Here is a 25,423-nt window from a genome sequence, read left to right as displayed (position 1 = left end):
GGGACATGACCACTGTGGACACCGACACCGACACCGACAGAACCGCCGCGGCACAGCCCCCACCCGCCGCGCTCCCGCCGCCCATGCGGCTGCGCGAAATCGTCTTCGGCGCCGCACGGGCGGCCTCGGTGCGCGCCGCGGTCCGGCTGCGCGTCGCCGACGCGCTCGGCGACCGGCCCGCCTCCATCGGCGAGCTCGCCTCCGCCGTGGACGTCGAACCCGATCCGCTGCGCCGGCTGCTGCGCTCCCTGGCCTGCTGTCAGATCTTCGCCGAGACCGAGGACGGCCGCTTCCGGCACACCGAGATGTCCCGGCTGCTGCGCGAGGACACCGCGGGCAGCCTGCGCAATATCGCCCTGTGGTGCACCGAGCCATGGACCTGGGAGGCGTGGCCGCTGCTGGACCGGGCGGTGCGCACCGGCGGCTGTGTCGTCAATGAGATCTACGGCAAGGACTTCTTCGCCTATCTCCACGAGGACGCGCCCGAGTCGGCCCGGGTGTTCGACGCCGCGATGACCACCTCCAGCCGGCAGTCCGCCACCGACGTCGCCGCCTTCCTCGACCTCGACGGGGTCAAGGAAGTGGTGGACATCGGCGGCGGCCAGGGGCATGTGCTGGCCGGCCTGCTGGAGAAGCACCCGGCGCTGCACGGCGCGCTGCTGGACCTGCCACAGGTGGTGGCTAACGCCGACCCGCGGCTGCGGGACGGCGGGGCGCTGGCCTCGCGGGCGACGCTCGTGCCCGGCGACTGCCGCCGCGAGGTCCCCGTCGAGGCCGACCTCTACATCATCAAGAACATCCTCGAATGGAACGACGAGAGCACCCGCCGGACGCTCGCCAACGTGGTCGCGGCGGCGCGCCCCGGCGCCAGGGTGGTCGTCATCGAGAACCTCGTCGACAACAGCCCGTCCTCCTTCACCACGGCGATGGACCTGTTCCTGCTGCTCAATGTGGGCGGCCGGAAGCACACCGAGGAGAGCATGGTGGCGCGGATGACGGAGGCCGGTCTGAACGTGACCGACATCCGGCCCGTCAACGGCGCCCTGCACGCGTTCGACTCCACGGTAGGGGCACCCGGCACCCCCTGACGCCCACGGCGGACTGTCCCCCTCCCCGCCCCTTCCCGAAACTGGGGCTCCGCCCCAGACCCCGCTCCTCAATCGCCGGAGGGGCTGGAAGGCGGGGCTCCCGCCCCAGACCCCGGGGTGGAAGGGGCGGGGAGGGGAAAACGCCACCACGGTGCCCGCGTCATCCGTCCTCGACGACGCGGGCACCGTGGTGTGCGCGGGTGTGTGCGGGGCTTCGTCCGGTGTCTGTCGGCGCGTCAGCTGTACCGGTACGTGGTGAGGTGCGCGAACACCACCACATTGGCCGTGTAGTCCTTGGCCGTGTGGTCGTAGGCCCCGCCGCAGGTGATCAGCCGCAACTGCGCGTTCGGGGTGTCCCCGTAGACCTGCTTGTCCGGGAAGGCGTTCTTCTTGAACGTCTTGACCTTGTCGACCACGAAGGTCGCCACGATCCCGTCCTCGCGGGTGATGGCCACCTTGCTCTTCGGCTTGAGCTGGCCGAGGGTGTAGAACACCGCCGGGCCGATCTTGGTGTCCACATGCCCAGCCACGATCGCGTTGCCGCGCTCACCGGGCGAGGGCCCGCCCTGGTACCAGCCCACCAGGTTCTGGTCGGTGTCCGGAGGCGGGACCAGCACGCCCGCGGCGTCCAGCGACAGCGGGGTGAAGGGCGCGCTCACGCCGATCGACGGGATGTCCAGATGGGAGGCGGGGGAGCGCGGCAGCGCGGGTCCCGGACGGGACTCGGGGGCGGCCGTCGACTCCGGGGAATCCGCGTACGCGTCCTCGTTGGAGGTGTCGCTCTCCGGTTCGGAGATGGACGCGGGGGCGCTGGCCGCGGGCCGGGCCGACGGGGTGTTCTGGGAGGCGGCGTCCACGGAGTTGTAGATGAGGAATACGCCGATGAGGGCCGACGCGGCGGCCCAGCGGAGAATGCGGGTGTTGCCATCGGCAGCGCCCTGCTTGGCCGGCTTTCCCATAGGGGTGTTCGCCTTTCTTACAGCGCCTTGTCTCATGGCGCCTCAGCTCAAGGCGCCTTTCTCACGGCCGCTTTTCTCACAGCGCTCGTGGAACTGCCGTGGCACCACCGCTCGGCGGAGGTGCCACGGCAGTACTGAATACGAAGAGTCAGGCTCAGATCGCGGTGCCGGCCGGCTTGCGGCGACGCAGGGCGTAGGCGCCGGCGCCGAGGCCGCCGAGGAGCAGGACCGAGCCGGCGGCCATGCCACTGCCCGTGGTGGCCATGCCGCCACCACCGGTGTGGACGCCACCGCGCGGCTTCTCGCCCTTCTCGTGGTCCTTCCAGTCGCCACCGGACCAGTCGTGGTCCTTCTTGCCGGACCACTCGTGCTCCCGGCCCTCGTCCTTGCCGTGGGACCAGTCGTCCTCGTCCTTGCCGTGGGAGGAGGACCAGTCGCGCTCGCCGCCCTCGTCCTTGCCCTTCATCTCCTCCTTGCCGTGCTCTTCTTCCTTGCGGTGGTCTTCCCGGCCTTCCTCGCGGCCGTGGTCGTCCTTGTCCTTCCAGGAGCTGCCGCCCTGGCCGTAGCCCTCCTCGGAGGACTCCTGGCTGCTCGAGTACCCGCCGTGACCGCCCGGGTCCGAGACGTCGGCGGCGAACGCGGCGGCGGGGGCGCCAAGGGTCAGGGTGGCGGCAATCGCCGCCCCGGTGAAGAGTGCGCGAGTAGATCGCATGAGCCATTCCTTCCGGCGCCGTCGCGATACTGACTATTTGCCAGATAAAGGGATCGCAGCGGCGTCTTGTCCACCGTCAGCGAAGAGGGCTTCCCCTGCCACTCGGCGCGGCCTGCGATCTGCTCGGTTGTAAGCCCTCTGGGTGGAGATAAGCGCAATGATCACTCATTTGCCGCGCGAATGGACTGATGCCCTTTCACCTTTTCGGCAGACAACATTCCGATGAGCCCAGTAGTGTGAGATTTTCGCGCCCGGTGCATAACCCACTCGCGACGGCGTACGAAAAAGGCCGTACGAAAGACGCCATACGAAAAGGGCCGCCGGGAGACGAGCTCCGTCGGCGGCCCCGTGCGGCGCGATGCGTGCGCTAGCCGTGGTCGCGGTCCCAGCGGTAGAACTCGTGGGCCATGGCGTCCTTGGGCTCGCGCCAGGTCTCCGGGTCGTACGCCTGCATATACGGCTGGAGACGGGCGCTGACGTCGCGGAACTCCGGGTGCTTGGAGTACTTGGTGACCTCCGTGGCCGGCGGCCGCTCCGCCTCGATCAGATGCAGATACACATCGCCGAACTGGAAGAGGCTGCGGCCGGTGACGCCGATCAGCTTGGGCAGTTCGCCGCGGTCGGAGTCCGCGAAGATCTTGGCGACCTGCGGCGCCGCGTCCCGCTGCATCTTGGCGACGATCATGGTGCGGTACATGGTCATGCCCCCACCGTCTCCCGGGCCCGCTGCTCGATCTTGTCCCGGATCAGATCCATCTGGATACGGGAGTTGCGGTTGATGTGCTCCGTCATCGTGGGGTCGTCGACCGGGGCGTCGGGCCGCATCTCGAAGTCCTGGGTCCAGCGCATGCGGGTGCCCTCGGACTCCTCCTCGTACTCCCAGCGGATGTTCATGTAGGCGAAGGGGCCGGGCTCCACGCGGCGCGCCCAGACGGTGCGCACATCGCGGGCCGTCTCCCGCTCGGAGACCCAGGCCCAGACCTTGCCGTCCTCGTCGGGGTGCATGGTCAGGCGGAAGGTGGTGGTGTCGCCGGTCCGCTGGAGCACCTCGACCGAGGCGTACTCGCTGAACAGCTGCGGCCAGTTCTCCAGGTCGTTGGTCATGTTCCAGACGAGGTCGAACGGCGCCTTGATCATGACCTCGTTGTCGGTGTGGCCTGCCATCTTCATGCTCCTGGGGTAAGTGAGGTGTTGATGACGTCGAGGAAGTCACCGGGGGTCTTGCAGCTCTCGGCCCCCGGTTCGATCGGGGTGCCGTACCGGTTCTCCAGCTCGCCGACGATGGCGAGCAGACCGAGCGAGTCCAGGCCGTACTCCTCGAAGGTGGAGTCCGGCCGGGTCCGCATCATGTCCGGGTCGACGGTGAGTCCGGCGCACCGCTTCATCAGCGTGGCCAGTTCCCCGTAGGACAGTTGAGTGGACATCAGTAATCTCCTTCCGGTCCGCGGAGCACGAGCGCCGCGTTGCAACCCATGAGTCCTCTGCTGAGCACCAGCGCCGTCCGCGGCTCGGCGGGGCGGGAGCTGCGGGTGACGAGGTCGAGGTCATGGCAGACGTCGGTGACGTACGGGGTCGGAGGCACCACGCGGTGCTCCATGGAGAGCAGCGCCGCCGCCACGTCCAGAGTGGGAGCCGCGCAGTGCGCCCGGCCGAAGCCGGTCTTGGGCGCGGTCACCGGGACCCGGGTGCCGTGCGGCCCGAGGGCGTCGGCGATCGCCAGCGCCTCGGCGCGGTCCGCCTCGGGCACCCCGAGCGCGTCGGCGAAGACCACGTCGATCTCCTCCGGCGCGCACTCCGCGTCCTCCAGGGCCACGCGGATGGCCTGGGCGAGCCCCTCCCGGGACCGCTCCCACCGGGACGGCCCGGTGAAGGTCGAGCCGTAGCCGGCGATGAAGCCCCGGATCCGCACCCCGCGGCGCCTGGCGGCCCCCTCCTCCTCCACGACCAGCATCGCCCCGCCCTCCCCGGGCGCGAATCCACAGGCGTCCTCGGTGAACGGCAGATAGGCCCGGCCCGCGTCGCGGGCCCGGCTCAGCTCGTCCCAGCCGAGCATGCAGACGATGGAGTACGGCGCCAGCGACGCCTCGGAGGCGCCGGCCACCACCGCGTCCGCCCCCCGCCGGATGGACCGGCGGGCGTGCGCGAGCGCGTCCAGGCCGCCGGCCTCGTCGTTCGCCACCACCCCGCAGGGGCCCTTGAACCCGCCGCGGATGGAGACCTGGCCGGTGCTGGCCGCGTAGAACCACGCGATGGACTGGTACGGGCCCACATAGCGTGGCCCCTTGCCGTACAGCTGCTGCAGCTCGCGCTGGCCGAACTCACCGCCGCCGGACCCGGCGGCGGTCACCACGCCCACGGCGAACGGCGACATGTCGTCCACCGGCAGCTTGGCGTCGTCCAGCGCGAGATCGGCCGAGGCCATCGCGAAGTGGGTGAAGCGGTCGGTCTGGACGAGGAACCGCTCCTCGATCATCGAGCCCGGGTCGAAGCCGCGGACCTGGCCGCCGATCCGGACCGGGAAGTGCTCACTGCCCTCGCGGGAGATCCGGTCCAGGAAGGTGATCCCCTCCCGGGTGGCCTTCCAGAAGGCGTCGGTGCCCACTCCGTTGGGGGCGATCACACCGAGGCCGGTGACGGCCGCGCCCCGGTTCCGAGTGCTCTTCGCCGATGTCATGCCGCACTCCCGTCCGCCCGGCTCAGCACCACCGCGGACTGGAAGCCGCCGAATCCGCTGCCGACCGACAGCACATTGCGCAGCGGGAGGGCGCGGGCGGTGCGCGGGACATAGTCGAGGTCGCATTCGGGGTCTGGGGTCTCGTAGTTGGCCGTCGGCGGCACCACGCCGTGGGCGAGGGCCATGGCGCAGGCGACCACCTCGATGGCGCCGATCGCCCCCAGGGAATGGCCCACCATGGACTTGATCGAGCTCATGGGGGTCTTGTACGCGTGCTCGCCCAGGGACCGCTTCACGGCCGCCGTCTCATGCCGGTCGTTCTGCTTGGTGCCCGAGCCGTGCGCGTTGACGTAGTCGACCTCCGAACTGTTGACGCGGGCGTGGCCGAGCGCGTGGTCGATCGCCTCGGACATCTCAAGACCCTCACGGGTCAGACCGGTCATGTGGTACGCGTTGCCGTAGGTGGCGAACCCGCGGAACTCGCAGTAGACCCGGGCCCCGCGGGCCCGGGCGTGCTCCAGCTCCTCCATGATCAGCACGGCGGCGCCCTCGCCGAGGACGAAACCGTCCCGGTGGGCGTCGAACGGCCGGGACGCGGTGGCCGCGCTGTCGTTGTTCGCCGAGGTGGCCTTGATCGAGTCGAAGCAGGCCACGGTCAGCGGGGTGATCGGCGAGTCCGCGGCCCCGGCGACGCACACATCGGCCCGCCGCTCCTCGATCGCCTGGAAGGCGTATCCGATCGCGTCCAGACCGGAGGTGCAGCCGGTGGAGACGGACTGCACCGGGCCCTGCGCCCCGGTCAGCTCCGCCACCCCGGAGGACAGCGCGCTCGGCGAGAACGCGTGCTGGAGGTGCGGACCCGCCTTGCGGTGGTCCACGTCCCAGTGCTCACCGGCGTCGCTGACCTTGACGTAGTCCTGCTCCAGCCGGGTGGACGCGGCGACGGCGCTGCCCAGCGAAACCCCTATCCGCCAGGGGTTGAGCGCCTGGAGGTCGAGACCGGAGTCCCGTACCGCCTCCTGGGCCGCCACCAGCGCGAACTGCACGTAGCGGTCGGAGCGTTCGATCTGCTCGAAGCTCAGACCGCGGGCCAGCGGGTCGAAGTCGCATTCGGCGGCGATCCGGGAGCGGAACCGCTCCGCGTCGAAGAGGGTGATGTTGCGGGTGGCCGTACGGCCCGCGGTGAGCATGTCCCAGAACGCCGGGACGCCCACACCCCCGGGGGCGACGACACCGAGCCCGGTGACCACCACCCGTCGGGTCACGACGTCGCCTCGGCGGGTTCGGCGGCCTCCGTGTCCACGTGACCGAGCTCGGGGCGCGGCGCCAGGGGCCCGAGGTGGAAGACCATCCGGGCCTCGGTGCTCCCCACATTGCGGAACCGGTGCCGCATGTTGATGGGGATCAGGATCGCCTGGTCGGGGTGGAGCGGATGCGCCTCGCCGTCCAGGTCCACCTCCATGTCGCCGCTGACGACGTACACGAACTCCTCGGAGTACGGGTGGTAGTGCTCGGCGACCCGTTCACCGGGCCCCACGATGGCCATCCCCATGAAGCCGCTCGTGGCACCCACCAGAGGCGGTGTGAGCATGGCGCGCACATCGCCACCGCGCCGGCGGTTGGGGGCGACCGCGGCGAGGTCGACGACGAGAGGGGACTGCGTGGTCATGATGAGTTCCTCCAGGTAGCGTTGCGCGGTCCGCGCCACGGCGGTGGAAAGGTGCGAAGGGGAGAGACGTCGTCAGTGGTCCGCCGACTTGCGGTCGGTGATCGGGGTCATGTCGCAGTCGGCGAGGAAGCGGCGCTGCCCGTCGTCCATGGACAGGTCGATCACCGCCCCGTCCGCCCCGAGGTCCAGCAGGCGGCCCAGTACGGCGGCGGCCCGCCGGCCGCTCACACCGGCCGCCATGGCGGGGTTCCGGTCCAGCGGCACGGCCAGGTCCACCAGCCGCACCACGATGTCGTCACGCTGGAAGATGGTGCTGCTCAGCAGGGTCTTGGCGGACTGATCCGCGATCATCTCCTTGTTCACCGCGAGCTCGTCCTGCCGGGCCAGCAGACTGGCCACCGCCGGGCCGCAGCCGGTCTTGACCGGGTAGCGCAGGGCGTGCCGGTGGACGCCCTGGGCGGGGCGCGGCCCGCCGGCCGTCATGTGGTGGACCACCGGCAGCGAGGCGCGGGCGAAGAACTCCCGTGCCGAGCTGGGGTCGTCGAGGTTGCGGTCCTCCTCCAGATACGGATTGAGGGCCTCCTCGGCGGCCCTGATCTCCGGCTGCCGGGCCACGAAGCGCAGCGCCGCGGTCAGATCGCCCTTGACCTCCACGGCCCGCACCACCCGGTTGCCGCTCATGAACACCGAGGTACGGGAGAGCCGGGTGGTCTCGTCGACCCAGGCCTCGGGCGAGGCGTAATCGGCAAGGATCTTGGCGACGGTGTCCTCGCTGCCCGGCTTCACGGTGAAGGTGAGCGCCTGCCGGACCAGCCCGTCACCGACCCGCAGCGCGGCGTCGACGCCCCGGGTGGTGACATCGACCGGCGCGGACCCGGCGGTCAGGGTCTCCCGCAGGATGCTGAACCGCAGTGAGCGGGTGTCCTCCACACAGCCGTGGAAGGGCTTGACCATCTCCCGGTGCGCGGGGGAGTCCACCCAGGCGAGGAACGGAGGAGCGCTTTCCCATTCGCTGGTGATCAGCCACTGCGAGGGGTTCTCGATCGACTGGCACAGCTGGTCGCTGATGTGCCCGGGCACCGCGGCCACCTGCTGGGACAGCTGATCGTAGGCACGCAGAAAGCGCTGCTCGGCACCGCTGTTGACCTGCACCAGCAACACGACGCGCAATCTGGTGTCGGTGAGAGCGGATTCCACGGTGGTCGGCGATTGGTGCACCGTGGTCTCCGGAATGTCGGACAGGGTGCTCATATTCCACTCCTTATTTCGCGGACGCGTCCTTCCGGGCATCGAGGACACCCGCCCGTTAGACGATCGTGGAGCGCTCCCACCAATGGCGCGAGATATGTGAGCCATCCGAGCGAACGCCTGGTCAGCGCCTCGGAGTAGCCCGGAAACACCGGGCATAGCAGTAAAATGAACCGTCTTGCCGACAATGCTGAGCGTGTGCCCGTCCTCATCGCGGGCGGCTCCCTCGTGGGCCTGTCCGCCTCACTGTTCCTGGGCCGACTGGGGATCGGTCATCTACTGGTCGAGAAACACCCGCGCACCTCGCACCACCCGCGCGGACGGGGGAACAACATCCGGACGATGGAACTGTTCCGCACCGCCGGAGTGGAGTCCGCGATCCGCGAGGCCGCGTCCGTCCTGGCCGACAACCACGGAATCCTGCAGACCCCGTCCCTCACCGATACGGAGGGCAACTGGCTCTTCCGGGAGATGGACCCGGGTGGCAAGGCCGCCCGGATCAGCCCCGCCGGATGGTGCCTGTGCAGCCAGAACGACCTGGAGCCTGTGCTGCTGAACGCGGCCCAGGGGCTCGGTGGCGAACTGCGGTTCTCCACCGAGCTGATCTCCTTCGAGCAGGACGCGGACGGCGTCACCGCCACCCTCCTGGACCGCAGGTCCGAGCGGCGCTCCACGGTCCGCGCCGACTACCTCATCGCCGCCGACGGGCCCCGCAGCCCGGTGCGCGAGGCCCTCGGCATCGGGCAGAGCGGGCGCGGTGAACTGTTCCACAACGTGTCCATCACCTTCCGCGCCAAACGGCTCGCGGACGCGGTCGGCGACCGCCACTTCATCGCCTGCTACCTCACCAACCCCGAGGCCGACGGGGCGCTGCTGCCCGTCGACAACCAGGAGCAGTGGGTGTTCCACGCCCCCTGGCACCCCGAGCGCGGCGAACCGCTGGAGGCGTTCGACGACGAGCGCTGCGCCCAGCACATCCGCACCGCCGTCGGCATGCCCGACCTGGAGGTCGAGGTCACCGGGAAGGCGCCCTGGCACGCGGCCGAGCGAGTGGCGGACCACTACTCCGACGGCCGGGTCTTCCTAGCCGGGGACTCCGCGCACGAGATGTCGCCCACCGGCGCCTTCGGCTCCAACACCGGTATCCAGGACGCCCACAACCTGGCGTGGAAGCTCGCCGCCGTCATGGGCGGCTGGGCGGGCCCCGCGCTGCTGGAGACCTACGGTATGGAGCGGCGGCCGGTCGCCCGGGCCACCAGCGCCCGCGCCGCCACCCGTTCGGCCGAACACAGCCACCCCGGCTACTCGGCACCGGCCACCGAGGGCCAGGGCCCGCAGTCCAATGTCATGGCCGTCGCCATGGGCTACCGCTATGTGCGGGGCGCGGTCGCGGGCGCCGACCCGGCCGCCCCCGCGGTCCCCGACCACTTCACGGTCTCGGCCGAACCCGGCAGCCGCGCACCCCATATGTGGGTGCACCGCTGCGGGGTGCGGCTGTCCACCCTCGACCTGTACGAGCGCACCTGCGTACTGCTCACCGGGCCGGGCGGCGCCGCCTGGCACGAGGCCGGCCGCCGCGCCGCCGATGCCCTCGGCGTCCCCCTGGACTGCTACCGCGTGGGCGAAGGCCCGGACCACGAACTCGCCCCCGAACCGGGCACGGACTGGGCCGAACTCCACGGCACCGCCCCCGACGGAGCGGTCCTGGTCCGCCCCGACGGCTTCGTCGCCTGGCGGGCGGAGCGCTCGGTCCCCGACCCGGAAGCCGCGATGACGCGTGCGCTCCGCGAGGTTCTGCGACTGGACGCCTGACACGCTGTGCGCCAGGTTCCGCCGCTCCGGCTGCTCCGGCTGACCCGGCTGCCTCGGCCGCCCCGGCTCGTGGCGCCGGGCCCACCCCGCACCGGACGCCGCGCCCAGGGTGTGCCCGGCGGCTCGTAACGCCTGCGGCGAGCTGCTCCCCTCCCCGCCCCTTCCCGAAACCGGGGCTCTGCCCCGGACCCCGGGCCGAGGTTCTGCCCCAGGCCCCGGGCCGGGGTTCTGCCTCAGACCTCGGGCCGGGGTTCTGCCTCAGATCCCGGGCCGGGGTTCTGCCCCGGACCCCGGGCTGGGGTTCTGCCCCGGATCCCGGGCCGGGGTTCTGCCTCAGACCTCGGGCCGGGGTTCTGCCCCAGGCCCCGGGCTGGGGTTCTGCCCCAGGCCCCGGGCCGGGGTTCTGCCCCGGACCCCGGGCTGGGGTTCTGCCTCAGATCCCGGGCTGGGGTTCTGCCTCAGATCCCGGGCTGGGGTTCTGCCCCAGGCCCCGGGCCGGGGTTCTGCCCCGGACCCCGGGCTGGGGTTCTGCCCGGGACCTCGGGCCGGGGTTCCGTGCCTTCCCGCGGCATCGACATGCGGCTCCGCCGCGTGGCAGGGGCCCCCGGGCCCCACGTCACGGGGTCCAGGGGCGGAGCCCCTGGTATCGGGAAGGGGCGGGGAGGGGAAAGGTCCGCCGGGCGGTCGGTGCGGCAGGGGCGCCGCCGGTCCCGCCCGGGGCGGCGGTCCGGCCCGCTCCGGCGGTCCGGGCCGGGGCGGCGGGGTGTCAGCCCGTGGGTTCGCTCTGCGCGTCGCGGGCGGTTCGGCGGCGCAGACGCCGCCACAGCGCGGGCGTCGTGCTGATCACGACCGTCAGGACCACGGCCGCCGCCACGCCCTCCCACGGCTCGGGGAAGAGCGAGCCGCCCAGGATCCCGATCAGCTGATACGTCACCGCCCAGGCCAGCGCCGCGGGCCCGGCGCCCCGGGCGAACCTCCGCAGCGGCCAGCGCGCCAGCAGGCAGGCCAGCATCACCGGTATCCGCCCCGCCGGGATCAGCCGGGACAGCACCAGAACCGCCACCCCGTGCTCGTTCAGTCGCGCCTGTGCCTGGTCCAGCCGTTCCGGCGCCGCGTGGTCGTGGATCCGTTCCAGCCACCGTGAGCCGTTCTTCGAGCGCACCCCGCGCCGCCCGAGCCAGTACAGCGTCACGTCCCCGGAGAAGGCCGCCAGCGAGGCCACTCCGAAGACCACCAGCAGCGACAGCGGGGGAGCGGTCTGGTGGATGGCGACCACCGCGGCCGAGGAGACCACCGCCCCGGTGGGCACCACCGGTACCAGCGACCCGAACACCACCAGCAGGTACAGCGAGGGGTACCCCACCGCCTGCTGTGTCGACTCGGACGGCACGCTCCGCGCCAGATCCGCCAGATCCCCTATCACCTGGCGGGCTCCAGCCGCACGCACTCCCCGTGCACCAGCCGGTGCACCACCGTGTCGGGGGCCAGCCGCCCGGCGTGGCGCACGAAGTCGTCGCCCGGGGCGTGGAATTCATGCGGACGGATCGCGTCCATCCCGATCGGCCAGTACGTCCCGTAGTGCACCGGCACCGCGCAGCGCGCCCCCAGCCGCGCCAGCGCCTGGGCCGCGCGGCCCGCGTCGAGATGGCCGGGGCCGAGGTACGGGCCCCAGCCGCCCACCGGCAGCAGCGCCACATCGCAGGCGCCCACCGTCTCCGCCATCCCGTCGAACAGCCCGGTGTCCCCCGCGAAGTACGTGGTCGACTCGCCGCTCAGCACATACCCCAGCGCGGGCACCCGGCTCGGCCCGTACGGCAGCCGCCGCCCGTCGTGCGCGGCCGGTACCGCCCGGATGCGCACCTCGCCGACCACGCACACGTCCCCCGGCGCCATCTCGGTCACCCGCAGCCCCCGTGCCGCGACCACCCGCCGCAGCCCGGGCACCGCCCGCCCGGCCCCGCGCGGCACCACCAGCCGGGTGCCGGGCAGCAGCTTGGCCAGCGAGCCGGGGTGCAGGTGGTCGGCGTGCAGATGGGAGACCAGCGCCACGTCCGCCACCGCCGCGGCGGCCGGTGGCACGGCCCCCCGGCGGCGCCGCAGATGGGCCAGCCGCCGTACGAAGAGGGGGTCGGTCAGCACCCGCACACCGGAGTCCCGCACGGTCGCGGTGGCATGCCCCCACCAGGTGATCTCCACCGACATCTCCCGCCTCCTCCCTCGGGCCGTCCCGCCCCGATCCTCTCACCCCGCCGGGTGGCGCATGGAACCAGTCCATGCGGGTATGCATGACTCATGCATGATGAGAGGGAACGCGTAGCGAATCTGCTGGGGGCCACGGCGCTGGCGATCACGGACGATCTGCTCGGCGCCCCGGCCGCCGCGTCCCGCCTGAGCATGAGCGCGGCCGCCGCGCTGATCGTGCTCCGCGCCACCCCCGGGGTGAGCGTGACCGAGCTCGGCCGCCGGGTGGGGCTCACCCAGTCCGCGGCGGTGCGCATGGTCGACGGGCTGGAGCGGGACGCCCTGGTCGAGCGGCGGCGCGGCATCGGCAACTGGACCGGGGTCCACCCCACCACCAAGGGCCGGCGGACCGCGGACCGGCTGCTGACCTCGCGGACCTCCCAGCTCACCGGGGTGCTGGACGGCCTCGGCGAGACGGAGGTCCGCGACCTCGGCGCACTGCTGGCGAAGCTGCTCGACGGGCTCTACCAGGGCAGCGGCTCGGCCGACCGGATGTGCCGGCTGTGCGACCGGACCGCCTGCACCCCGGACGGCGTGGAGTGCCCGGTCGGGGCCGCGGACCGGGCGGCGGCCCACGCGGCGGCCGAGGACGGGGCCCGTACGGACCATGGGTGAGCTGCTGGCCGTCGCCTCGGCGCTCTGCTTCGGCACCACCCACTTCCTGAGCGGCCTGGTCTCCCGTCACCAGCACGGAGTGACGGTCGCGGCCTGTGCCCAGGTGGGCGGCACGGTGGTCAGCCTGGTCCCGGTGCTGCTCACCCAGGGCGCCGACGCCCCGCCGTCGGCCCTGGGCTGGGGCGCGCTCTCGGGCCTCGGTACCGGGGTGGGCGTGGCGTGCCTCTACTGGTCGATGAACCAGGGGCCGATGAGCGTCGTGGTGCCGGTCAGCGATGTCACGGCGGTGGGCCTGCCGGTGCTGGCGGGTATCGCCCTCCTCGGCGACCGCCCCTCGCCCCCGGCGCTCACCGGGATCGCGCTGGGGCTGCCCGCGCTGTGGCTGGTCTCGCGCGGCGAGTCGCGTGAGCCGTGTGAGTGGCGCGGGCCGCGTGAGTCGCATGAGCCGCGCGGGCCGCGCGCACTGCGGCACGGGCACGGGCCGGGCGCCGACCGGCTGAGTCCGGCCGTCGTCATGGCGCTGGTCGCCGGAGTGGGCCTGGCGCTGCACTTCTTCGCGCTCGCCCGGATACCGGCCTCGGCCGGATGGTGGCCGGTGGTGGTCAGCCGGGCCGTGTCGGTGGCCGTCATCCTGGCGCTGTTCCCGGTGACCGGCGCCTCCTTGCGGCTGCCCCGCCGGGCGGCCGTCGTGGCGGCGGTTGCGGGCGCGCTCGGCACCCTGGCGACGATCCTCTATCTGCTCGCCACCCGGCAGGAGTTGCTGTCCGTCGCCGTGGTGCTGTCCGCGCTCTATCCGGCGGTGCCGGTGCTGCTCGCGCTGACGTTCCTGCGGGAGCGGATCACCCGGCCCCAGGCCGTCGGGCTGCTCGGCGCGGGGCTGGCCATCGGGCTGATCGCCCTCAACTGAGGGCGTGCCGCATGCGGTCTTGGGCGATGCCCGGCGGTACGCGTACGCCTGCGGCGGGCTGTTCCCCTCCCCGCCCCTTCCCTCAACTGGGGCTCCGCCCCAGCCCCCGCTCCTCAAACGCCGGGGGGCTGGATGGTGGGGCTCCGCCCCCGGCCTCGCTGTTCAAGCGCCGGGGGGCTGGATGGTGGGGCTCTGCCTCGGGCCTCGCTGTTCAAGTGCCGGAGGGGCTGGATGGTGGGGCTCTGCCTCGGGCCTCGCTGTTCAAGTGCCGGAGGGGCTGGATGGTGGGGCTCTGCCTCGGGCCTCGGGCCGGGGCTTCGCCCTTTCCCGCAGTATCGGCATGCGGCTCCGCCGCGCGGCCGGGCCCCGGGGGTCCAGGGGCGGAGCCTCTGGTTACGGGAAGGGGCGGGGAGGGGAAAGCATCCGGCTCCGCCGCGTGGCCCGCCGGACACCCCTACGCGGCGGCTGGGCGGACCAACCCGTCCACGACCAGCCCACGCACCCCGCGCCGTGGGCCGATCCCCGTCCGCCAGACGAAAACCCGTGGACCGGCGGGCGGCCCGTACGCCACGATGACCGCCGCCAACCCCGGCCTCCGGGGTCCCCGGTCTCACGAAAGGCCACCGTCGTCCGTATGAGCCGTGCACTTCACCGCCGCGCCGTCGTCGCCGACGCCCACAACGACCTGCTGATCGCCGTCACCGCCCGTCCACCGCACCGCTGGGCGGGCTACTTCCGGGAGCGCTGGCTGCCGCAGCTGCGCGAGGGCGGGGTGGATCTCCAGGTGCTCCCGGCCTTCATCGACGACCAGTTCCGCCCCGAGGGCGCGCTGCGCGAGACGCTGCGGATGATCGAGTGCGCCCACACCCTCGCCGAGGGCAACGCCGACGAGGTACGGCTGTGCCTGGACGGCGACGACATCGACGCCGCGCTCGCCGACGGCCGGATCGCCCTGGTGCTGGCACTGGAGAGCGCCCCCGGGCTGGACGCCAACGTGGAGCTGCTCCCGACCCTCCACCGCCTCGGGGTGCGCATCGCCTCGCTCGCCCACTGGGGCCGTACCGCCCTGGCCGACGGAAGCGGTGAGGACGCCACCGGAAGCCGGCTCACCGAGGCCGGGGTCCAGGCGCTGAAGGAGATGGAGCGCCTGGGCATCCTCTTCGACGTCTCCCATCTCGGCGCCTCCGGGGTGGCCCATGTGCTGGAGCTGGCCACCCGCCCGGTGCTGGCCACCCACTCCTCCGCCCGCGCGCTGCTGGACCACCATCGCAACCTCACCGACGAGCAGCTGCGCGGGATCGCGGCCACCGGCGGCACGGTGTGCGTCAACTTCCTCGGCGAGTTCCTGGCCACCGCCCCGGCCGACCGCACGGTGGACCGGCTGGCCGATCACATCGTCCATATCGCCGAGGTGATCGGCGTCGGCCATGTGGGTCTGGGGCCGGACTTCATCAAGGAGGTCAGCGCGGACACCACCCCGCCCTGCTGCGAGGACGTCGAGTACGCCCGGCTGGTGGTCCCCGGTCTCGAAGGCCCCCGCGGACTGCCTCTGGTGACCGAGGCGCTGGTCCGGAGGGGCCTTCCCGAGGGGGACATCGAGAGGATCCTCGGCGGCAATGTGCTGGAGCTCTTCCGCAAGGAGCTGGGGCGCCCCAGCTGAGTTTCGGCAGTTACCGCCCGGCGGCTACCCCCGGCGGCTACCGCCCGGCCGCGCCCAGGAACGCGTCGATCGCGGCGAACGTGGCCTCCGGTGCCTCCCGGGTGGGGAGGTGGCCCGCGCCCGGGATCAGCTCGAAGCGCGCCCCGGGGATGGCGGCGGCGTACGCGCGGCCGTAGTCGGGCGGGACGACGGTGTCGTTCTCGCCCCACACCGCGAGGGCGGGCACCGTCACCCTGGCGAGCCGGTGCAGCAGCTTCGGGTCGGACTTCGCCGGCCCGGCGTAGGCGGCCAGCGCCTGGAGTGCCGCGGGCGAGGGCCCCCGGCGCGGCGCGGAGGAGCCGGAGCCTTCCCCGGGCCCGGGACCCTGACCAGGTCCGGAGCCCGCACCGGGCGGCGGGCCGGGCGGGGCCGTGGGGAACCGCACCTCGTGCCCTTCGAGCCGCGGCCCGAACGCGCCCATGACGACCAGCCCGCCGATGCGGCGGCCACGGTCACGCACGGCCATCTCCGCGGCGATCCAGCCGCCGAAGGAGCTGCCGAGGACCAGGACATCGCGCAGATCGCGGTCGTCCAGCAGATCCAGATACGTCTCGACGAGGTCGTCCACGCCCGCGAACCACTCGGGCCGCGGAGTGTCCTCCCAGCCCGGGTGGGTCGGCGCCAGCACCCGGGAGGTGGCGGCGAAGTGGTCCACCACTCCGCTCACGCTTGCGGGTCCGGCGCCGCCGTGCAGGACGAGCACGGGGCGGCCCGCGCCCACGTCCCGCACCGTCAGGGGCAGACCGGGGTACGGCTCGACGGCGAAGCCGGGGGATCCCGTAGGTCCCGTGGACCCCGTGAGTTCGGTGAATTCGGTCGGCGTGGTCATCGGTCCGCACCTCCGGCGGTCAACGTGGTGAAGGCGTCCCGCAGGATCCGCAGGGCGTCCGGCTGGAAGAAGTCGACGAGGTGGTCGGCCGATTGCGTGGCCGCCTCCTCGGCGCGCGGGAACATGGCTGTCTCGTAGGCGTTCAGGGCCGTCTCCAGGTCGTCGTGGGAGGCCAGGGCGAGGGCGAGTTCCGCGCCGTCGAGCATGGCGAGGTTGGCGCCCGCCCCGGCGAAGGGGGACATCAGATGGGCGGCGTCGCCCAGGAGCGTGACGCCGGGCACCCGGTCCCAGCGGTGGCCGGTGGGCAGGGCGTGGATGGGCCGGGGGACGAGCGGGCCGTCGCCGTCGGCGATCAGCGCGCGCAGCCCCTCGTCCCAGTCGGGGAAGAGGTCCAGCAGCCGTTTCCTGGTCGCCGCCGGGTCCGCCTGGTCGACGAGGCCCGAACGGCTCCACTCCTCCGGCGCCTTGACCGCGATGTAGACGCGGATCCGGCCACCGCCGTTGCGCTGGGCGAACAGCCCCTTCTCGTCCGCGAGGGCGAACATCGAGCCCCGGCCCACGAGTTCGGCGACGGCCGGGTGCCGGGTGTCCACGTCGTTCAGGAGGCCGTCGACGAATGACACGCCGGTGTAGACCGGATCGGCGTCGGACAGCAGGGGCCGGACCCTGGACCACGCCCCGTCCGCGCCGACCAGCACATCCGCCGCGACGGTCGTGCCGTCGGCCAGGGTGAGCGTGGGCCGTCCGGCCGCGCCGATGGCGACCGCCCGAACCTTCCGGCCCCAGCGGACGGTTCCCTCCGGCAGCGACCCCAGCAGCAGTTCCTTCAGCACCCTGCGGTCGATCTCGGGGCGGTCGTTGCCGTCACCGTCCCGCGGCGGGGGGATGTGGAAGCCGAGGTCGGCGTCCTTGCCGAGCAGGCGCAGCTCCCCGCCCTCGGGGCGGCTCAGCGGCCGGAACTCCTCGAGCAGCCCGGCGTGCAGCAGCGCCCGCTGGCCGGACTCCTCGTCCAGGTCCAGCGTGCCGCCCTGGTCGCGTGCGGTCGCGGACGCGTCCAGTTCGTAGACGGTCGAGGGGATGCCGTGGACGTGCAGGACGCGCGCCAGCGTCAGCCCTCCCGGCCCTGCTCCGACGATGGCGACACGGCGTTGAGCGCGTTGACGGCGTTGTGTGGACATGGCGATGGATGCCTCCCTGGGCCTCCTGGCTCGGCGCCGATGCGCCGTGGATGGGAGGAGCGTAGGTCTACGAACGCGTTCGTGGCAAACGCGTTCGTGACGAACCTGCTCGCGACGAACGCGTTCGTGACGAATTCGTTCGTCAGCCCGGTACGATGGCGCCATGACAGCGCACCCCACCGCCCCGCGGAGCCGCCGGGAACGTCCGGCGAAACCGGCCCTGACCCGGGAAGGCATCATCGCCACCACGGTCGACCTCATGCGTGCCGAGGGCCTGGAGCGGGTGACGATGCGCCGCCTGGCCAAGGAGCTGGACACCGGGCCGGCGTCGCTCTACGTCTACGTCCGCAACATGGCCGAGCTGCACGCGGCCGTCCTGGACGAGCTCCTCGGCGGCGTCGACCTGAGCCCGGCGAAGGCGGACGGCGACTGGAGCGACCGGCTGGTGCGCGTCCTCACCTCGTACACCTCGGTGCTGTTCGAGTACCCAGGACTCGCCCAGTCCGCCCTGGTGGCGCGCCCCTTCGGCAAGCACTATCTGAAGCTGGTGGAGGCGCTGCTGGCGCTGCTGGACGAGGGCGGCCTCGAGCCCGACCGGGCCGCGTGGCTGCTCGATCTGCTGCTGCAGTTCGCCACCGCGACCGCGGCCGAGCACGCCCACCGGGCCCCCGGCCACACCCCGCAGAGCGAGGCGGACTGGCAGGCGCTCGCCACGGTGGTGCGGGACGTCTCACCGCGGACCCATCCGCATATCGCCGCGCTCGGCACACGGCTGCTGTCCGGGTCCCCCCAGGACCGGCTGGCCTGGGGCTTCGACGTCCTCATCGCCGGGGCCCGGCACACCCCGCTGCCGGAGGTGCTCGCCCCGTCCCCGGTGGACACCCGGGGCGCCGGGAGCGCCGGGGACTGAGGCGGTGGCGTTCAGCCGCGCCCGGCGGGCCGCGCGCCGGTGGTCATCCGGGCGATGTTGGACCGTTCGCCGTAGGTGAAGGGGCGGACCCGGTAGGAGGCCCGCTTCTCGTTCGGCAGGGTGATCAGCCCGAAGGAGTTGATGTCCGGGTCGAGCACGGCGACGGGACGGAAGGAGCCGCCGCCCCGGGGGCGGTCCTCCAGCAGATAGCCCCGTTCGCCCTCGGCGTGGTCGGTCCAGGTGAACTGGATGCCGTTGGCGTGCATGACGGTCGCGCGCAGATCGGTCGGGGTGGCCGACGGCCGCCGGACGGGGCTGGTGCGCACCCCTGCCCGCCGGATGGTGCGCGGCGGCGCCCAGGTGTGCTCCTGGCGCTGCTCCGCCTTGGTGAACGCCCCCTTGGGCAGGGCGACGTCGACCGGCCGGGACGCGGGTCCGAAGTACGGCCGCACCCGGTAGTAGAAGTGGGTCTCCGGGAGCAGATCCGGGTGCCGGTAGGTGGTCTGACCGAGCGGGGCGTAGGCGAGGATCGTCCAGGGCCCCCGGGGTTCGGTCGCGAACTCCACGATCCGCCCCGCGGCGCCCGGCGCCGTTCCGTGCCAGCTCAGCTCGGCGTCGACGGGGGAGACCCGGGTGACGCTGAGCACGGTCCCGGTCCGGGCTCCCCCGGGGGTGTCCGGGGCGTCCGGCGGTTCCGTGGACGCCGCGCACCCGCTGATTCCGGAAAGCCCGGCGGCGACGAGGACCGCCGCCGCCAGGGCGCGTACCGAGCCGTTCACTTGCGCCAGAACTTCACATTGCTCCAGACCACGGTGGCCGGGCCGTTGCCGCTGCTGGTGCGGTACGCCCCGAACTTGTCGTAGAAGCTGCCGCCGGGGCTGTCCACGGTGTGCTTGAGCGAGCCGTTGATGTACGTACGGTGCTCCTTGCCCACCTGGTGCACCGTGTTGACGCGCACCGTGGCCCCGACCGTCCCCGCGTTGGACAGGGTGTCCCCGCCGTGCACGGCGTACAGCCGCCCGCCGCGCTCGACCGCGAGCATGAAGTACGGACCGGCGTCGCCTTCGGTGTCGTTGAACGTCTGCTTCAGGCTGATCCGGGTGCCGCCCATGCTGGTGACCCGGAAGTAGCCCTCGAACTGGTGGGTCCCGCCGGTGTAGGTGTCATAGCGCCGCTCGGCCCGCTGGTCCCCGCTCGCGGTGGAGCAGGTGAGCTCGAAGGTGAGGTTGTCGACCTCTCCGCATCCCCGCTCCTGCACCTTGAACCCCGGGGACTCGGACGACCAGCCGCCCGGTTCGACCTCGGCGCGCGCGACGCCCGACGCCGCCAGCAGCAGTCCGCAGGCGGCGGACATCCCGGCGATCACACGGTGTTTCCTGGGCACGGTCCCACTCCTCTACTTGACCCAATAGTGGATGTTGCGGAACCGCGCCTCGGCCCGGCCGCTGCCGTGGTGGTAGACGCCGTTCTTGAAGTGGCGGGTCGCCGGTCCCCGGTCGTCGACCGTCAGCACGAGCTTGTCGTCGGCGTAGACCTGGATCTTTCCGGTGCTCGCGTTGTGGGCGACCTTCAGGTTCCACCACTTGTTGTAGATACCGGACTTGATGACCGTGTCCGTATAGCGCTTGAGCGTTCCCCCGTTCTCACTGGACACCCGGAACATGATGTCGGTGGCCGGGGTTCCGCTGGGGTGCTTGACGCGCAGGATCTGCATGATGTCGGCGCCGTTGGTCCCGGACGGCACATACACATCGGCGTCCCACATGCGCTGTCCCGAGGTGTACTCCTGCTTCCACCGCATTTCGGTGCGCGGATCGGTGCCGCTGCCCTCTTCGAACGGCTCATCGGTGGAGTTGACCCACATGGTGTGGGTCTTCGTGCTCGAGTCGTAGCTGTAGCGCTCGCTCAGGTCGAGGTTCCACGGCTTGTGCATCGAGTATGTGAACGACGTCTGCGTCCATCCATCGGTCGGTGACGCCGCGGCCTCCTTCGCCGTGGCCGTCCCCCCGGACGCGACCCCCGCCGACAGGACCCCGAGGAGCGCGGCAACGGCCAGGGCGGCCCTGGCGCGGGGGAAGCGTCTGATGCGTAATGCGGGCATATCAACCCACCTCCGGTCTGTTCCGTTCCCTTGTTGGATCATGGTCTAGACCAAGAGTCAAGGTAGGGCAGACTCGATGGCGTGTCCATATTAATGAACGGAATTCACGACTGTGGTGGCGGGGCGTGCTGGGCGGGTCAACTCCGCCGCAGCGCCTTCACCATGACCAGTTCCCTGGTCACGCCGTCGGCCAGCAGATCCCCCGGCTCCCGGGTGGCGGCGAAACCGTGACGCTCGTAGAGGGCGATCGCCGGTGCGTTGCCCGGGATCACCGCCAGCCGCAGCGCCGTGGCGCCCGTCCGCAGGGCCCAGGTCTCGACCGCCGCGATCAGCCGGCCGCCGACGCCGTGACCGCGCGCCCCGGGGCTGACCCAGACCGACCTCAGCTCCGGCGGCCGCCCGTCCCCGTCCCCGGGCATGCCGCCCGCCATCCCGACCGCACGGCCGTCCAGCAGGGCCACGACGTGATGGGCGTCCGGCATCTCCAGCCGGGCGCGCCACCGCTCCTCGCCGCCGCGGTGCCAGTCGGCGAGCCGGGACTTGAAGGCGTCCGGCGCCTCGGCCAGCGCGGTCCGGCGGACGTCCCGCCACAGCGGCCAGTCGTCCGTCGTGACCACTCGCAGCCGCACCATGCCGCCCAGTCTCCCGCACCGCCGGGCCGCCCAGTCCCCGGGCCGGGCTCTGCCCCAGACCCCCGGCCCGGGGCTTCGCCCCCCTTCCCACGGCGGAACCGCAAATGGACGCTGCGGGAAGGGGCGGGGAGGGGAAAGACCCGCCGGACACCCAGTGCGGCCGAGCACCGTCGCCCCGGAGGGAGATGGCCGGGTTCACCCCGCTGTGCCATGATTTGAGGAGAGGCGCCATCCCTTTCGAGGGGGCGCGGCAGCGAAGGCCCCGCCGGTGGTCGTGACCGGTCGCCGCGCGGAGGCCGATCAAGGGTCCGGGTACGCCCACGAGACCGGCGGTCCACGCACGGAGGCGGTGCAGGCGGGCTGTGACCGGGCATGTGCTGACGTTCACGGGGACCGCGTTGGTGGCTGTCTATGTGCTGGACGCGGAGGGTGCCGAGCTGCGGTTGGCCGAGACGGTGCGCGGCGCCGGACGGTCGTACGCGCTGCCGGCTCGCTACCCCGTGTCCGGGCGCTCGCCCGTCGCCGACGCCTTCCGCGCCGGGCGCCCCCTGTGGCTGACCCCCACCGAACTCGCCGCCTACGGCCCCATCGGGCCCACCACGCCCGAGACCCCCACCACGCCCGGCGTCTCGCTGGGGGCGCTGCCGCTCGGCGGGGACGGCAAGGGGCTGGGGTGTCTGGTGGTGGTGGACGAGGCGCCCGGCGGGATCGACGCCGACCGCCGCGGCTTCATCGAGCTCTACGCCCACCACGTGGCCGCCGGGGTGGAGGCGGCCGGGCCGCGGGCGCTCACCCAGCGGAGACCCGAGCTGCCCGGCCTCACCCTGGACCGGCTGCGGGTCGGTTCGTTCGTGCTGCACCTCGACAGCGGGCGGATGACCGCCGACACCCAGGTGCTCGACCTCTTCGGCATCCCCGGGGAGGACTTCGACGGGCGGGTGGAGACCCTGCTGGCGGTCGCCGTGCCGGACGACATCCCCGCCCTGATGTCGGTCCTGGAGCCCGACCTGCTGACCTCCGGCACCGCACAGCTGGAGTTCCGGATCCGCCGGCCGAACGGGGAACTGCGCTGGCTGGGCCTGCGCGCCCGGGTCGAGACGGCGGCGGACGGCACGCCCCGGCGCATGCTCGGCGTGATCGCGGAGACCTCGTACCTGCGGCCCACCGCCGACGAGGTGTCCCTGGCGCAGCGGCTGTCCGCCGCCCTGGCCGGGGCCACCACCGTACGGGATGTGGGCCGGGCCGTGGTCGGCGCGCTGCGCGATCCGCTGGGGGCGGGGCGGCTCGCGGTCGCCGAGCTCCAGGCCGATCAGCTGGTGGTCGGCGTCCTCGCCCCCGCCGAACCCGCCGCCTGGCCCGAGGTGTGGCGGGCCGCCTGGCGCTCCGAATGGCCCGAGCCGCCCAGCCATGCCCTGCCCACGCTGGCGGAGGCGCTGCGGGAGGGGCAGGTCAGCCTCTGGCCCGAGGGCGCCGATCTGGAACCCGGGCTCGCCGGTATCGGCCCCGGCGGCCTCGCCGTCCTCCCGCTCCCGGCGGACGGCCGGATCGTCGGCGTATGCCTGATCGGCTGGGAGGAGCGGCATGAGTTCGGCCCGGAGGAGCGCTCGCTGCTGACCGCGACCGCCGGTCTGGTGGGGCAGGCCCTGGTGCGCGCCCACGCCCTGGACGCCGAACACGAACTGGCCACCATGCTCCAGCGCAGCCTGCTGCCCCGGAAGCTGCCGGAGCTGCCCGGCGGGGTGGCCGTCACCCGCTATCTGCCCGCGACGATGGGGCTGGAGGTGGGCGGCGACTGGTACGACGTCATCCCGCTGCCGGACGGCCATGTGGCGCTGGTCATCGGGGATGTGCAGGGCCACAGCGCCGCGGCCGCCACGATCATGGGCCAGATGCGCACCGCCATCCGGGCCTACGCGGTGGAGGGCCACCCGCCCGACGTGGTCGTGGCGCACGCCAACCGCCTCCTCGTCGGCATGGAGACCGATCTCTTCGCGACCTGCTGCTACGCCGACCTCGACATGGAGGAGGGCGAGGCGTGGTTCGTCCGGGCCGGACACATCCAGCCGCTGCTGCGCCACCCGGACGGCACCACCGTGGAGCTCGACGTCGAGGGCGGCCCGCCGCTGGGCGTGGTCGCGGACGCCGAGTTCCCGATGACCGCGGCCGGGCTGACCTCCGGCACTCTGATCGCGCTGGTCACGGATGGTCTGGTCGAGTCCGCCCGGCTCGACCTGGAAGACGGGGTGCGCCGGGCCCGCCAAGCGCTGGCCCGCGCCGATCCGTCCGACCCCGGCGGGGTCGCGGACGCGCTGCTCGGCGGGGACAGCCGCCGGGACGACGACGTGGCGCTGCTGTTGCTGCGCTACGACGGGATGCGGGTGCGGCCCACCCGGGCGAGCTGGACGGTGTGGCGGCTGCCCGACGCGGTGATGCACGCCCGCCGCTTCACCGCGCGCACCCTGCGCAACTGGGGGCTGGAGGCCGAGCTGGACGTGGCCCTGCTGGTCACCTCCGAACTGGTCACCAACGCCCTGGTGCACACCCGCGGCGAGGTGCGGCTGAATCTGACGCTGACCGCGGACCGGCTGCGGATCGCGGTGAACGACCTCTCGCCGCGTACCCCCGTCAAACCGAGGACCGTGGACTGGGAGGCCACCGGCGGACGGGGGCTGCTGCTGATCGAGGCGATGTCGCAGACCTGGGGCTCGGTGCCGCTGAGCGGGGGCAAGCAGGTCTGGGGCGAGATCAACTTGTCGGCCCCGCGGGAGGAGCCGCGGAAGGAGCCCGGGGGCGGACCGCCGGAAGGGCCCTCGCCCCCGGCGGAGCTGCCGGAGGGCCCGAGCGATGCGGGACCTGAGGAACGGACGGAGGGGGACGAGGCCGAGGGGGCCACGGGGAGGAGGGGGCCGAGAAGGAGGAGGGCGAGGCGATGAGCCGTTCCCGCATGCGCCGGGCGATGAGCCGTTCCCGTCCGAGCCGGGTGTTGAGCCGTTCCCGCACGCGCGACCGCCTCCGCGCGGCCGTCGCCGTCGCGGTGGGCCTCGTCCTGGCCGTGTCCCTCGCCGCCTGCGGCAAGGCGGCCCAGATCGGCGAGAGGATGAGCGTGGCCGGGACCCACCACCACGGGCCGCTGCGGATCGGCCTGCTGCTCCCGGAGAACGAGATCGTCCGCTTCGAGCGCTTCGACAGGCCCCTGATCCAGCAGCGGGTCAAGCAGCTGTGCCCGCGCTGCACGGTGAGCTACTCCAGCGCCCAGCACGATCCGGCCGCCCAGCGCTTCCAGATCGAAGCCATGATCAGCAACGGCATCGATGTGCTCATCCTGGACGCGGTGGACGGCAAGGCCGTCCGCCACTCCGTGGTCCAGGCCCACCGCGCCCACGTCCCGGTCATCGCCTACGACCGCATCGCGGAGGGGCCCATCTCCGGCTATGTCTCCTTCGACGGCGGAAGCGTCGGCAGGCTCCAGGGCGAGGCGCTGCTGAGGGCACTCGGCCCGAAGGCCAGGAGCAGCCGGATCGTCATGATGAACGGCTCGTCGACCGACCCCAACGCGGGCTGGTTCGAGCGGGGCGCGCGGTCCGTCCTCCGCGGCAAGGTCAAGATCGCCAAGTCCTACGAGACCGTCGGCTGGCGCCCGGAGAACGCCAACCGCAACATGTCCGCCGCCATCGCCGCCCTGGGCCCCTATGGCATCGACGGCGTTCTCGCGGCCAACGACGGCCTGGCCTCGGGCGTCATCACCGCCCTCAAGGCGGCCCGGATCCATCCGATCCCCCCGGTCACCGGTCAGGACGCCGAGGTCGCGGGCATTCAGCGGATCCTCGCGGGCGAGCAGTACATGACCGTCTACAAGCCGTTCAAGCCCGAGGCCTACACCGCCGCCGAGATGGCCATCGCGGTGGGACACGGCAGATCGCTCGACGGGATCGCGACACACCGGGTCAACAACTCCACCACCCGTGGCATCCCCGCGGTGCTGCTCGAGCCGGTGGCCGTGACCGTGCACAACATCAAGAGCACCGTCATCAAGGACGGTCTGTATCGCGTCGATCAGATATGCAGCAAGAAGTACGCGGATGACTGCCGCAAGGCCGGGCTCATCGACCCGGACGGGTCACCGCACGACGCGGAATGAAGGGAGGCGCG

25 protein-coding genes are annotated in these 25,423 nt (G+C 72.5%); 8 read left to right on the top strand and 17 right to left on the bottom strand.

The window, feature by feature from the left end:
* Positions 1-5 precede the first annotated feature (5 nt).
* Positions 6-1,088 carry a methyltransferase gene (locus tag LIV37_RS13120; protein ID WP_020867601.1) on the top strand — a complete coding sequence of 361 codons (1,083 nt, stop codon included), beginning with the start codon at positions 6-8 and terminating at the stop codon, positions 1,086-1,088.
* A gap of 236 nt (positions 1,089-1,324) precedes the next feature.
* Here the strand turns inward: LIV37_RS13120 and LIV37_RS13115 are convergent, their stop codons facing one another.
* From LIV37_RS13115 to LIV37_RS13075, 9 genes are all read right to left on the bottom strand, one after another.
* Complete coding sequence (locus LIV37_RS13115; RefSeq protein WP_020867600.1) at positions 1,325-2,047, bottom strand: class F sortase; 723 nt, start codon at positions 2,045-2,047, stop codon at positions 1,325-1,327.
* Positions 2,048-2,201: 154 nt separating this feature from the next.
* Positions 2,202-2,759, bottom strand: coding sequence for a hypothetical protein (locus LIV37_RS13110; RefSeq protein WP_020867599.1), 558 nt, complete (start codon positions 2,757-2,759; stop codon positions 2,202-2,204).
* A 367-nt stretch (positions 2,760-3,126) separates the two neighbouring features.
* Complete coding sequence (locus LIV37_RS13105; protein ID WP_044581229.1) at positions 3,127-3,456, bottom strand: TcmI family type II polyketide cyclase; 330 nt, start codon at positions 3,454-3,456, stop codon at positions 3,127-3,129.
* Positions 3,457-3,458: 2 nt separating this feature from the next.
* Positions 3,459-3,923 carry an SRPBCC family protein gene (locus tag LIV37_RS13100; RefSeq protein ID WP_121825525.1) on the bottom strand — a complete coding sequence of 155 codons (465 nt, stop codon included), beginning with the start codon at positions 3,921-3,923 and terminating at the stop codon, positions 3,459-3,461.
* Positions 3,924-3,925: 2 nt separating this feature from the next.
* Positions 3,926-4,183: an acyl carrier protein gene (locus LIV37_RS13095; RefSeq protein ID WP_020867596.1), complete on the bottom strand. Its 258-nt coding sequence runs from the start codon at positions 4,181-4,183 to the stop codon at positions 3,926-3,928.
* Complete coding sequence (locus LIV37_RS13090; RefSeq protein ID WP_020867595.1) at positions 4,183-5,433, bottom strand: ketosynthase chain-length factor; 1,251 nt, start codon at positions 5,431-5,433, stop codon at positions 4,183-4,185. Before LIV37_RS13090 ends, LIV37_RS13095 begins: the two co-directional genes overlap by 1 nt.
* Positions 5,430-6,698: a beta-ketoacyl-[acyl-carrier-protein] synthase family protein gene (locus LIV37_RS13085; RefSeq protein ID WP_020867594.1), complete on the bottom strand. Its 1,269-nt coding sequence runs from the start codon at positions 6,696-6,698 to the stop codon at positions 5,430-5,432. Before LIV37_RS13085 ends, LIV37_RS13090 begins: the two co-directional genes overlap by 4 nt.
* On the bottom strand, positions 6,695-7,102 hold the full coding sequence (locus LIV37_RS13080; protein ID WP_086881086.1) for a cupin domain-containing protein: 408 nt from the start codon (positions 7,100-7,102) through the stop codon (positions 6,695-6,697). Before LIV37_RS13080 ends, LIV37_RS13085 begins: the two co-directional genes overlap by 4 nt.
* 72 nt (positions 7,103-7,174) lie before the next feature.
* A complete protein-coding gene (locus LIV37_RS13075; protein WP_020867592.1) occupies positions 7,175-8,353 on the bottom strand; it encodes a SchA/CurD-like domain-containing protein in 1,179 nt (392 codons plus the stop codon).
* A 165-nt stretch (positions 8,354-8,518) separates the two neighbouring features.
* On the opposite strand from LIV37_RS13075, the gene LIV37_RS13070 reads away from it, so the two are divergent.
* On the top strand, positions 8,519-10,162 hold the full coding sequence (locus LIV37_RS13070; RefSeq protein ID WP_121825526.1) for an FAD-dependent oxidoreductase: 1,644 nt from the start codon (positions 8,519-8,521) through the stop codon (positions 10,160-10,162).
* Positions 10,163-10,928: 766 nt separating this feature from the next.
* Here LIV37_RS13070 and LIV37_RS13065 read toward each other — a convergent pair.
* Entirely contained in the window at positions 10,929-11,582 is a 654-nt protein-coding gene (locus tag LIV37_RS13065; protein ID WP_373920772.1) for a DedA family protein, read from the bottom strand.
* Positions 11,582-12,364, bottom strand: a complete 783-nt coding sequence (locus LIV37_RS13060) for an MBL fold metallo-hydrolase (protein ID WP_020867589.1) — start codon at positions 12,362-12,364, stop codon at positions 11,582-11,584. Before LIV37_RS13060 ends, LIV37_RS13065 begins: the two co-directional genes overlap by 1 nt.
* A 90-nt stretch (positions 12,365-12,454) precedes the next feature.
* Here LIV37_RS13060 and LIV37_RS13055 point away from each other — a divergent pair, with 90 nt between their 5' ends.
* The 3 genes from LIV37_RS13055 to LIV37_RS13045 all read left to right on the top strand — a co-directional run bounded on the left by LIV37_RS13055 (position 12,455) and on the right by LIV37_RS13045 (position 15,585).
* Positions 12,455-13,018 carry a MarR family winged helix-turn-helix transcriptional regulator gene (locus tag LIV37_RS13055; RefSeq protein WP_020867588.1) on the top strand — a complete coding sequence of 188 codons (564 nt, stop codon included), beginning with the start codon at positions 12,455-12,457 and terminating at the stop codon, positions 13,016-13,018.
* A complete protein-coding gene (locus LIV37_RS13050; RefSeq protein WP_020867587.1) occupies positions 13,011-13,925 on the top strand; it encodes a DMT family transporter in 915 nt (304 codons plus the stop codon). The genes LIV37_RS13055 and LIV37_RS13050 overlap by 8 nt, the downstream gene beginning before the upstream one ends.
* 634 nt (positions 13,926-14,559) lie before the next feature.
* Positions 14,560-15,585 carry a dipeptidase gene (locus tag LIV37_RS13045; protein ID WP_020867586.1) on the top strand — a complete coding sequence of 342 codons (1,026 nt, stop codon included), beginning with the start codon at positions 14,560-14,562 and terminating at the stop codon, positions 15,583-15,585.
* A 37-nt stretch (positions 15,586-15,622) separates the two neighbouring features.
* On the opposite strand, the gene LIV37_RS13040 is transcribed toward LIV37_RS13045, so the two are convergent.
* A complete protein-coding gene (locus LIV37_RS13040) occupies positions 15,623-16,453 on the bottom strand; it encodes an alpha/beta fold hydrolase (RefSeq protein ID WP_020867585.1) in 831 nt (276 codons plus the stop codon).
* A complete protein-coding gene (locus LIV37_RS13035) occupies positions 16,450-17,631 on the bottom strand; it encodes an FAD-dependent oxidoreductase (protein ID WP_020867584.1) in 1,182 nt (393 codons plus the stop codon). Before LIV37_RS13035 ends, LIV37_RS13040 begins: the two co-directional genes overlap by 4 nt.
* 163 nt (positions 17,632-17,794) lie before the next feature.
* On the opposite strand from LIV37_RS13035, the gene LIV37_RS13030 reads away from it, so the two are divergent.
* Positions 17,795-18,541, top strand: coding sequence for a TetR/AcrR family transcriptional regulator (locus tag LIV37_RS13030; RefSeq protein WP_020867583.1), 747 nt, complete (start codon positions 17,795-17,797; stop codon positions 18,539-18,541).
* Between the two features lie 11 nt (positions 18,542-18,552).
* Here LIV37_RS13030 and LIV37_RS13025 read toward each other — a convergent pair whose 3' ends face one another.
* From LIV37_RS13025 to LIV37_RS13010, 4 genes are all read right to left on the bottom strand, one after another.
* A complete protein-coding gene (locus tag LIV37_RS13025; RefSeq protein ID WP_020867582.1) occupies positions 18,553-19,320 on the bottom strand; it encodes a fibronectin type III domain-containing protein in 768 nt (255 codons plus the stop codon).
* Positions 19,317-19,925, bottom strand: a complete 609-nt coding sequence (locus tag LIV37_RS13020) for a hypothetical protein (protein WP_202979643.1) — start codon at positions 19,923-19,925, stop codon at positions 19,317-19,319. The genes LIV37_RS13025 and LIV37_RS13020 overlap by 4 nt, the downstream gene beginning before the upstream one ends.
* A gap of 12 nt (positions 19,926-19,937) precedes the next feature.
* On the bottom strand, positions 19,938-20,642 hold the full coding sequence (locus LIV37_RS13015; protein ID WP_020867580.1) for a hypothetical protein: 705 nt from the start codon (positions 20,640-20,642) through the stop codon (positions 19,938-19,940).
* 137 nt (positions 20,643-20,779) lie between these two features.
* Complete coding sequence (locus LIV37_RS13010) at positions 20,780-21,274, bottom strand: GNAT family N-acetyltransferase (protein ID WP_020867579.1); 495 nt, start codon at positions 21,272-21,274, stop codon at positions 20,780-20,782.
* 362 nt (positions 21,275-21,636) lie between these two features.
* On the opposite strand from LIV37_RS13010, the gene LIV37_RS13005 reads away from it, so the two are divergent.
* Positions 21,637-24,207 (top strand): SpoIIE family protein phosphatase, encoded by a 2,571-nt coding sequence (locus LIV37_RS13005; protein ID WP_020867578.1) that lies wholly within the window; start codon positions 21,637-21,639, stop codon positions 24,205-24,207.
* Positions 24,204-25,412: a sugar ABC transporter substrate-binding protein gene (locus LIV37_RS13000; RefSeq protein WP_243146347.1), complete on the top strand. Its 1,209-nt coding sequence runs from the start codon at positions 24,204-24,206 to the stop codon at positions 25,410-25,412. Before LIV37_RS13005 ends, LIV37_RS13000 begins: the two co-directional genes overlap by 4 nt.
* Positions 25,413-25,423: the final 11 nt, after the last annotated feature.

Origin of the sequence: Streptomyces rapamycinicus NRRL 5491 (assembly GCF_024298965.1) — a bacterium.
GTDB lineage: Bacteria > Actinomycetota > Actinomycetes > Streptomycetales > Streptomycetaceae > Streptomyces > Streptomyces rapamycinicus.
The sequence above is the reverse complement of the archived record's forward strand: the minus strand, read 5'-3'. Positions and strand labels throughout refer to the sequence as shown.